The following is a 9,250-nucleotide window of genomic DNA, read 5'->3' on the forward strand; positions in this document are numbered from 1 at the left end:
TGAGGAAAGCGGAATTGAAACTGTCACTCGAAGCCCTCGAAGCACTGGATGCGATCGACCGGACGAGCACGTTCGCCGATGCGGCCGCGCTGCTGCACCGCGTGCCGTCGACCCTCAGCTATCTCGTGCAGAAGATCGAGAGCGACTTGGGAGTCACCTTGTTCGACCGCAGCGGCCGCCGTGCGAAGCTGACGCGCGCGGGGCGCGTCGTCGTCGAGGAAGGCCGCCGGCTGCTCGCTGCCGCCGAGCAACTCGAACTGAGGACGCAGCGGATCCACGACGGCTGGGAGACCGAGTTGCGCGTATGCGTCGATGAAGTGCTGCCGTTTGCAGGATTCTGGCCCTACGTGCGTGAATTCGACGCACTCGAGATGGGCACGCGTTTGCGCTTGTCGACCGAGGTGCTCGGCGGCACCTGGGATGCGCTCGTCTCGGGGCGCGCGGATCTCGTCGTCGGCGCAACGGGCGAGCCCCCTGCGCTGACGGACATCGTCGCGCGCCCGATCGGCACGCTGCGTTATGTGTTTGCGGTCGCGCCGCATCACCCTCTCGCGACAATGCCGGAACCGATCACGCTCAGTGCCGTGACTCAATATCGTTGCGCGCTGGTCGGCGGCCCTTCGCGCGAATCGCTGCTGCGCTCGGCGGCGTTCCAGCCGTCGCAACCCTATCTCGCGGTGCCGACCCTTGCGACAAAACTCGCGGTGCAGTGCGAGGGGCTTGCCGTCGGCACGCTACCCGCAGGTCTTGCCGCCCGCGCAATCGACGAAGGCAGGCTTGTGACGCGCCACGTGACCGGCATGCGCGAAACGACCCAGTGCTATCTGGCATGGCGCGACGACGAAGCCGGGCGCGCACTGCAATGGTGGCGCGACAAGTTCGATCGCCCGGATCTGCTCGAGCAATTCATTGCGCAGCGGTGAACACTGACGGTCACGTCGACCCGGTTCACCATTCGAGCGAATCTCGTGCCGCTCGGGGAAAACTTCTGGCGCACCGATCCGGATCATTGCAGGCTTCTTTATCAGGGAGTCGGTCAGGACGCCCTTCGAACCGGCATGTCTTCGATCAGACGATGCTATGTCACTTTCCTTCCTCGATGTCTCAAGCGTTTCGATCGAATGGATCGATTTTTTCGAAGTGACGTGCGCAGAACCCAAATTGTGCGCTCGAGCAATCATGTTTTACCAGCACCGGAATGCGGTCTCGGCTACACTGTTTTTACCGGTAGCTGACAAGAAGGTAGAAGGCGCCGTGCGTAACTGCATCGGAGGTAAATCATTATGGATTCCTTTATTAAGGCTTTGGCCATCGCGGCGATGATCGCCGTTCCCGCCGTGTCGTTCGCCCAACCGGAAAATCCGGCGAAGACCCGCGCGGAGGTTCGCAACGAGCTCATTCAGATCGAAAAGGCGGGTTATAAGCCGTCCATGGCCAGAAACACGCAGTTCCCCGAAAACCTGCAGGCCGCCCAGGCACGCGTAGCAGCGTCGAACGGACAGAACGCGGGCCATCAGCCGGCACAGTGAGCGGCTCGTCGCCGTCGGTCGGCACCACCCCGCCCTACGCGCAATAGCAGGACGTTCGGCAGGCCCGCTCTCCCCGCAGCGGCGGCCGGCAGCTAGGCCAGCAAAAGAAAATTGCGAACGACCGCCGACGGCTCGTCGCATCGCGACGCAATGGCCAGCCTTGCACGCAGCGCATTGCCCGCGAACGGCCGATAGACGACCCCGGCAACCTGCACCTGCGTAATCGCCTTCGGCACGACGGACACGCCGAGCCCGGCAGCGACCAGCGTCACCGCGGACGCGATCTGCGGCGCGGGTTGCGCCATCCGCGGCTCGAATCCGGCGGCGTTGCATGCGGCGACGATGTCGTCGAACAGCGCGCTGCCGGCTTCCCGCGGCACCTGCACGAACGACTCGTCGGCCAGCTCGGCCAGATCGATGCGCCGACGCTGCGCCAACCGATGCGCGACGGGCAGCGCGACGAACATCGGTTCCTCGTCCCAGTCCGACACCCGCAACGTCGCGGCGACACGGCGTTCCGGCCGCACGATCGCGACGTCGAGATGCCCGGCGTCCAGCGCCTCCAGCAGGACGCGCGACGTCGCCTCCTGCAGCGTCAGTTCGGCGTCCGGAAACGCCTCCCGAAAGCGGCGAATCAGATCCGACACTTTCGAATTGAACGCCGCCGTTCCGGTGAAGCCCACCCGCAAATGCCCGGTTTCCCCGCGGGCGGCACGCCTCGCGGCCCGTGCCGCACGCTCGGCATCGTCGAGCACGCGGCGCGCCTCTTCCGCGAACACCTCGCCCGCCAGCGTCAGCTCCGCGCCGCGCGCGGTCCGCTTGAACAGCTCCACGCCGAGTTCGCTCTCGAGCGCCTTGATCTGCTGGCTCAACGGCGGCTGCCCGATGCCGAGCGTTTCGGCAGCCTTGGTGAAATTCGACGTGGCCGCCACGGCCAGAAAGTATCGGAGATGTCGGAGTTCCATTCGCCAGGTGACCTCACGGTGAGTCGGACCGGCTCGTCAGCCAGTGGTGAAACATATCGCTGCGGTTTCTTTCATATATTGGACATATATATGACCGTGCGCAAGAATTCAGGCATTCCGTCGCACATCGAGTGCACCCATGTCCTCCGCTTCGATTTCCCGATCCACGCCCGCAACGCAGAACGCCGCATCCGATGCGCTGCCTGCCGGCGTGTCCCCGCGCTCGGCCGCGTACAAGCGCATCGCGCTGGCGCTTTTCCTTGCCGGTTTTTCCACCTTCTCGCTGCTGTACTGCGTCCAGCCGCTGCTTCCCGCGTTCGCACGGGAGTTCGGGCTGGGTGCGGCGTCGAGTTCGCTGTCGCTGTCGCTGTCGACCGGGATGCTGGCGGTCTCCATCTTGTGCGCCGGCGCGCTGTCCGAACGCGTCGGGCGACGCGGGCTGATGTTCGCGTCGATGACGCTGGCCGCGCTGTTCAACGTGCTCGCCGCGCTGTCGCCGAACTGGAACCTGCTGCTGGTATGGCGTGCGCTCGAGGGTTTCGCGCTGGGCGGTGTCCCGGCGGTCGCAATGGCTTATCTCGCTGAAGAAATCGCGTCCGACGGGCTCGGTTTCTCGATGGGGCTCTATGTCGGCGGGACCGCGTTCGGCGGCATGATCGGACGAATCGGCATGAGCGCGCTGGAAGAACACTTCTCGTGGCGGACGGCGATGCTGACGATCGGCGTCGTCGATCTCGTCGCGGCGGTCGCCTTCGTGATGCTGCTGCCGCAATCGCGGCGCTTCGTGAAGCGCACCGATCTGACGCTGCGTCACCATGTTCGGCTGTGGAATGCGCAACTGCGTCACGCGCGGCTCCCGTACGTTTTCGCGATCGGCTTCCTGGTGATGGGCGCGTTCGTGACGATCTACAACTACGCGGGGTTCCGGCTCACGGCGGCCCCTTTCAACCTGAGCTCGACCGAGTGCGGCCTGATCTTCGGCGCCTACCTGTTCGGGATGGTGTCGTCATCGAGCGCCGGCGCGCTTGCCGACCGTCTCGGACGCGCACCGGTGCTTGTCAGCGGCATTCTCGTATTCGCGGCGGGCCTCGCGCTGACGCTGTCGCACTCGCTCGTCGCGATCGTCGTCGGCATCGTGCTCGTCACGATCGGCTTCTTCGTCGCCCATGCGGTCGCGAGCGGCTGGGTCGGCTACCTCGCGGGATCCGCGAAGGGGCACGCCGCTTCGCTGTACCTGCTTGCGTACTATCTCGGGTCGAGCGTGCTCGGTTCGGTCGGCGGATCGTTCTGGCAGCATGGCGCGTGGGCGAGCGTCGCCGCGTATGTCGCGGTATTGCTCGCCGCCGGGCTGCTGGCTGCACGACGATTGGCCCGCGCGTAACGGGTGCGGGGAGCGTTGGACCGCGCTTTCCGCTTACTTGCCGCCTGAGTCAGGCACGCCACGCATCAGGCGTGTCACGCATCAATCACGACGCCAGCGCATCGTCGCCCTTCACCGCATAAACCGACTCGCGCTGCCGCAACCGCATTGCGATCAACGCGGCGAGCACCGCCAGCGCGGCGCCGGCCAGAAACCCGCCCGTATAACCGACTTTCGCGGTAAGCGACAGGATCGTCGACGACGCGATCAGTTCGCCGAGATCGCGCGTGCTCTGCACGGCCGTCACGTCGGTGCCGGCCTGGTCGCTGCCGCCCGCGAAGCGCATGCCGGCCGTCATGATCGACACCGACGTGATCCCGGTCGACAACGAGCCGAGCACCGTGCAGAGCCACGCCCACGACGGCGACACCGGCAACCACCCGCTCGCCTGCGCGAACCACAGCAGCGCCGCGGCGCCCGCACAGCTCACGCCGGCCGTGAACGCACGCCACAGACCGAGCCGCCTCACGAGCCACGCACCGCCGCCGCAGCCGAGCACGACCGTCACGATGCCGCCGGCCATCCCGAGTTTCCCGATCGCGTCGAGGGTCCAGCCCGCATCGTTGAGGAACAGCTTCGACAGGCCGAAACCCGATACGGCCGTCATCGCCGACAGCAGCGCGAGCGACAGCAGCGACCACGAGCGCGGCCGCTTCGCGAACCGCGCGAGGCTCGCATTGTGTTCGGATCGCGCGCGTGCCCGGTCCGCATCGCGCGGCAACACCCACAACACGCAGACGAGACTCGCGAGCGGCACGGCGGCCAGCGCGAGAAACGCCGCACGCTGGCCGAACAGGCCGATCAGCGTCAACGTGCCGGCGCCGCCGCCGAAGAAGCCGATCATCACGCCCGCGATCTGGATCGCGTTGATCTTCGCGAGCGTGTCGCCGCTGAAATGCTCGGCGGCCATTCCGTCGTTCGCGATGTCCTGCGTCGCGCTCGCGAGCGACGCGACGGCCAGCAGGCCGACCGCCCAGCCGGCCGTCGCGACCGTCATCCCGATCTGCGCGAGACTGGCGAGGCACAGCACGACGAGCATCTGCATCGGCAGCATCCAGCTGCGCCGCCGGCCGATGCGCGGCGACCAGCGGTTGTCGACGACGGGCGCCCACAGGAATTTCACGACCCACGGCAGCCCGACGAGCGGCAGGAACGCGAGTGCGTGAAGCGGCGCGCCGTCGTGGCGCAGCAGCGTCGGCATCGCGTCCATCGCGATGCCGATCGGGATTCCCTGTGACAGGTAGAGCAGCGTGATCGTGATGACCAGGCGGCGATGTTCGAGCAAATCGCGCATCGAAGTCTCCAGTTGCATGAGGTTAAAAAGGTTCGGCGCCGGCCGGCACGCGCGCGGGCCGCGCGGTATCGCGGCGCGGACGGCGGGCGGCACGCAGCAGCAATGCGCCGAATACGACGAGTGACGCATCGAGCGGCCAGTACACGGGCTCGCCCGCACCGAGCAGCGCGATCGCGCAATGCGTCGCGCCAGCCAGCCCGTACGACACGCCGGCCGCACGCATCAGGACGCGCAACCATGCCGCGCGATCGGCGACACCGGCCGCGAGCGCGACCGCGCCGCCCCACACGGCCCAGAACAGCAGCGCAAGCGCGTGGTCGACGCGCGCACCGTCGGGCAACGCACGCCCGGCGAACAGCAGCACGCCGCCCGCGAGCACCAGGCCGCCGCATACGCCGACGGCGAGCGCGGCCAGCACGTCCGCCGAACGATCGCGCTGTGCACGGCGCCGCTCGATCCACAGATGCAGCCCCGTCGCGCACAGCGCGCACGCAGCAAGACCCATCACGAAATGAAGCGCGCGCAGCACGCCGCCGATCGCGCCGACCCAGCCGTATTGCGCGAAATGCAGCGGCTGCACCGCGATGAACGCACGCAACCAGAAACCGCGGCCGCGCGACGTGACATCCGCGAGCCATCGCCCGTCCGTCGCGCGATACAGGTGGCGTTCGAACAACGCCGTGCTCGGCAGCCCGGCGGCCGTGCCGGCAATCTCGACGCTCGCGTTCGCATCGCCCCAGCGATGCAGCACGACGGCTTCGCGCCGGAAATCCGGCACGCGCGTCGCGTCGCTTCGCAGCAGCGCGTCGAGATCGGGCGCGTGCCGCCACGCGCCGCCGGCCGCGGCGGGCGGCGGCCCGCCGAGCAGTTCGGCGAACGCGCGCTGCGGCTGCCCCGGGTACGCGACGCCCGCGAGCGACACCGTGCCGAGCGCGCCGAGCCCCGACAGCGCGCCGGTGAACGCGAACAGCACGAGCCACGGCGAACCCCACAAGCCGATCCACGCGTGCAGGTCGAACAGCGCGACGCGCAATCCGTTACCGCGCCGGATGCGCGCCGCGTCCGGCCAGCGCCGGCGATGCACGACCAGGCCCGCGACGATCAGCACGAGCAGCACGACGCCCCACAGGCTGACGAAGATGCGTCCGGGAAAACCGGCGAACAGCGTCTTGTGCAGCGTGACGAGCAACGCCGCGCGGCCGCTGTCCGGCAGCGGCTCGCCCGTCGCCGGGTCGAGCGCCAGCGTGCACGCCTGGCGCGCGTCGCAGAAACGGATCGCGGGATCGTCCGGCTGCGGCAGCACGATGCGCGCATCGCGCAACGGCACGCCGAGCGCCGCCGCACGCGCGACGAGCGCATCGAGCGGCAGCGACGGACGCGCGACGGCAACCGGCGGCGGCCGCCACCAGCCCTGCATCGCATCGAACGCGAGACTCCACGTGCCGCTGAACAGCACGACGAACAGCACCACGCCGAACAGCGCGCCGGCACCGCGATGCAGCGCGCGCCAGCGCGAACGCGACGAAGCGTCCATGTCAGCGCCCTCCCCAGAACACCGCACACGGCACGAGCACCGCGAGCCACACGCCTGCACGCCACGCGGCCTGCCGCCGCCCGGGCGCGACCAGCACCCACAGCAGCGCGGCGACGCTCGCGGCGAGCGTCAGCAGCACGGCCGCATAGAGCCGGTTCAATCCGTCAGCCGGGTAATGACGGGCCAGCGTGACCGCGAGCGCGGCCGCACCCGGCAGCACGCCGGCGATCGCGAACGCCGCGCGAGCGCCCCAGCCGCCCGCCATCAGAACTGCCCGCGCACGGTCAGCATCACGTTGCGCGGTTCCCCGTAGCGGTTGTTCCAGCCCGGCTGGCTCAGGCTGAGGTAGTAGTTGCGGTCGAACAGGTTGTTGACGTTGAGCGCGGCGCTCCAGTGCTTGTCGTAGCGGTAGCCGAGCCGCACGCTCGCGAGCGCGTAGCCGCCCTGGGTCATCGTGACGCCGTTTGCCTGCGCCGAGAAATTGCTCTGCACCTGCACGCCGCCGCCGACGCTCCAGCGCCGCTCCTGCCACGGCAGGTCGTAGTTGGTCCACAGCCGGAACAGGTGGCGCGGGTTCAGCAGCGGCGCGAACGACGAGCCCGCGTTCGCGAGGTTGTCCGCAAAGCGCATCGTGTCGTACGTGTAGCTCGCCCACACGCTCCACCACGGCGTGATGCGACCGTTCGCCTCGAACTCGAAACCCTGGCTGCGCACGCTGCCGCCGTTCACGTAGAAGCAGCTCGGCCCCGCGCACGGATGCGCGAGATCGACCTGCGGGTTGTTGTCGAGATCGATGCGGAACGCCGCGAGCGACACGTCGAGCCTGCCGCCCGCCAGTTCGCCCTTCACGCCCGTCTCGTACGTGCGCCCCTTCACCGGCGTCAGGATGCCGCCGCCCCACATCGACTTGGTCTGCGGCTGGAACACTTCCGCGTAGCTCGCATACCACGACCAGTCGCGCGCGAAATCCCAGATCAGCCCGCCGTACGGCGTGAACTGGTGGCCGGTGTTGTAGTGCGCGCCGAGGCTGTCCTGGTTCCACCAGCTCAGCCGGCCGCCGAGCACGAGCGTGACGGGTTCGGCGAGCTTGATGCGGCCGAGCCCGTAGACGCCCTTCTGCGAAATGTCGTTCTGCTGCGACTGCTGGTACGGCCCGATGCCGGGCTCGGGCACGCTGCTCGGGTTCCAGCGGTACACGTTCACCGGCGTGCCGGACACGTCGCCCAGCAGCGGCGCCGTCATCTGCCCGCTGCTGCTGTTCGCGTAGGTCAATCCGAGCAGCAGGTCGTGCGTGAGCCCGAACGCATGCACCGGGCCCTGCACGTTCGCGTCGATGCTGCGGCTGTAGGTGCTGAACTGGTAAGCGGCGCCCGTCAGCCTGCCGCCCGCGCCGGTCGCCGGATCGATCGCACCGAACGAGCCCGCGAATTTCAGGTCCGAACGCACGCTCTGGTATTCGCCGCTGACCTTCGCCTTCCAGCCGCCGCCGAGCTTCTGCTCGACGGAGCCGAAGGCGCGCGTCGTGTCCCAGTCGAAGTGGCCCCACGCAGTGTCGAGGAAGGTCGAGCGCGACAGGCCGAGGCTCGATCCGTCGCGCGCCATCGGCACGCCGGACATGTCGGGCACCGACCTGGTCGTCTGGTACTGCGCGCCGAACGTGAGCAGCGTGTCGCGCGTCACGTCGACTTCCGTGACGCTGTAGATCGAACGCGTGTCCTGTTTCGCATGGTCGTAGAAGAAATGGCGATCCTCGTATGCGGCGACGAGCCGGCTGCGCACGGTGCCGGCCGCGTTGAGCGGCCCGCCGATATCGGCTTCCGCGCGATAGCGGTCCCAGCTGCCGACGCTCACGGTCGCGTGCGCGGAGAACGCGTATTGCGGCCGCTTGCGCACGAGGTTGACGGTCGCGGCCGGATTGCCCGAGCCATGCAGCAGGCCGTTCGCGCCGCGCAGGATCTCCACGCGCTCGTACACCGACATGTCCTGCGGCGCGCTCGCCATGTCGCCGATCACGACCGGCACGCCGTCGAATTCGAACGAATCGACCTTGAAGCCGCGCACGAAATACGCGGTGGTGAGCAGCACGTAGGGCTGCACGGTCACGCCGGCCGACTGCTGCATCACCTCGTCGAGCGAGTACAGGTTCTGCTGGTCGATCCGCTCGCGCGTCGTCACGCTGACCGACTGCGGAATCTCCCGCAATGCGAGCGGCATCTTGCCGATCGTCGCGACCGACGGATCGTCGGCCACGCTGCGCGATGCGTTCACCGAAATCGCCTTCAGTTCGCCCGCGGCGGGTGGCGCGGCGGCCGCCTCTTCCTTCCGGACTTCCGCATCGGCCGCAGGCGGCGCATCGGCGGACGCCGCCGCCGGATGCGCGGCGATCAGCAGGCCGAGATACAGTGACGAGCGCCAGCGGCCTCGCCCGAAACGGGCGACTCGCGCGCCCTTCGACTTCGATCTCCCAGGTTCCAGCACCTCGTACCGCATCCACGCCCCCGTATTTGA

The 9,250-nt window shown here is 68.2% G+C and carries 8 protein-coding genes; 3 read left to right on the forward strand and 5 right to left on the reverse strand.

The annotated features are described in order from the left end of the window. Positions 1–14 precede the first annotated feature (14 nt). Positions 15–923: a LysR family transcriptional regulator gene (locus LXM88_RS26650; protein WP_262545680.1), complete on the forward strand. Its 909-nt coding sequence runs from the start codon at positions 15–17 to the stop codon at positions 921–923. A gap of 360 nt (positions 924–1,283) precedes the next feature. Beyond that, positions 1,284–1,529, forward strand: coding sequence for a DUF4148 domain-containing protein (locus tag LXM88_RS26655; RefSeq protein WP_262545682.1), 246 nt, complete (start codon positions 1,284–1,286; stop codon positions 1,527–1,529). Positions 1,530–1,621: 92 nt separating this feature from the next. On the opposite strand, the gene LXM88_RS26660 is transcribed toward LXM88_RS26655, so the two are convergent. Beyond that, positions 1,622–2,494: a LysR family transcriptional regulator gene (locus LXM88_RS26660; RefSeq protein ID WP_262545684.1), complete on the reverse strand. Its 873-nt coding sequence runs from the start codon at positions 2,492–2,494 to the stop codon at positions 1,622–1,624. Between the two features lie 139 nt (positions 2,495–2,633). Between LXM88_RS26660 and LXM88_RS26665 the strand changes: the two genes are divergently transcribed. After that, a complete protein-coding gene (locus LXM88_RS26665; RefSeq protein WP_262545686.1) occupies positions 2,634–3,875 on the forward strand; it encodes an MFS transporter in 1,242 nt (413 codons plus the stop codon). A gap of 85 nt (positions 3,876–3,960) precedes the next feature. Here LXM88_RS26665 and LXM88_RS26670 read toward each other — a convergent pair whose 3' ends face one another. Genes LXM88_RS26670 through LXM88_RS26685 form a run of 4 tightly spaced genes read right to left on the reverse strand, consistent with a single transcriptional unit; the run spans position 3,961 to position 9,232 of the window. Next, entirely contained in the window at positions 3,961–5,208 is a 1,248-nt protein-coding gene (locus LXM88_RS26670; protein ID WP_262545688.1) for a RhtX/FptX family siderophore transporter, read from the reverse strand. A 22-nt stretch (positions 5,209–5,230) separates the two neighbouring features. Further along, positions 5,231–6,742, reverse strand: a complete 1,512-nt coding sequence (locus LXM88_RS26675) for a PepSY-associated TM helix domain-containing protein (protein ID WP_262545689.1) — start codon at positions 6,740–6,742, stop codon at positions 5,231–5,233. A 1-nt stretch (position 6,743) separates the two neighbouring features. Beyond that, positions 6,744–7,007 (reverse strand): hypothetical protein, encoded by a 264-nt coding sequence (locus LXM88_RS26680; RefSeq protein ID WP_262545691.1) that lies wholly within the window; start codon positions 7,005–7,007, stop codon positions 6,744–6,746. Beyond that, the gene (locus LXM88_RS26685; protein WP_262545692.1) at positions 7,007–9,232 is read right to left on the reverse strand and encodes a TonB-dependent siderophore receptor; all 2,226 of its coding nucleotides are present in this window, start codon (positions 9,230–9,232) and stop codon (positions 7,007–7,009) included. The genes LXM88_RS26680 and LXM88_RS26685 overlap by 1 nt, the downstream gene beginning before the upstream one ends. Between the last annotated feature and the right edge of the window lie 18 nt (positions 9,233–9,250).

The sequence above is a fragment of the Burkholderia sp. S-53 genome (assembly GCF_025560745.1).
Classification (GTDB): Bacteria; Pseudomonadota; Gammaproteobacteria; order Burkholderiales; family Burkholderiaceae; genus Burkholderia; species Burkholderia pyrrocinia.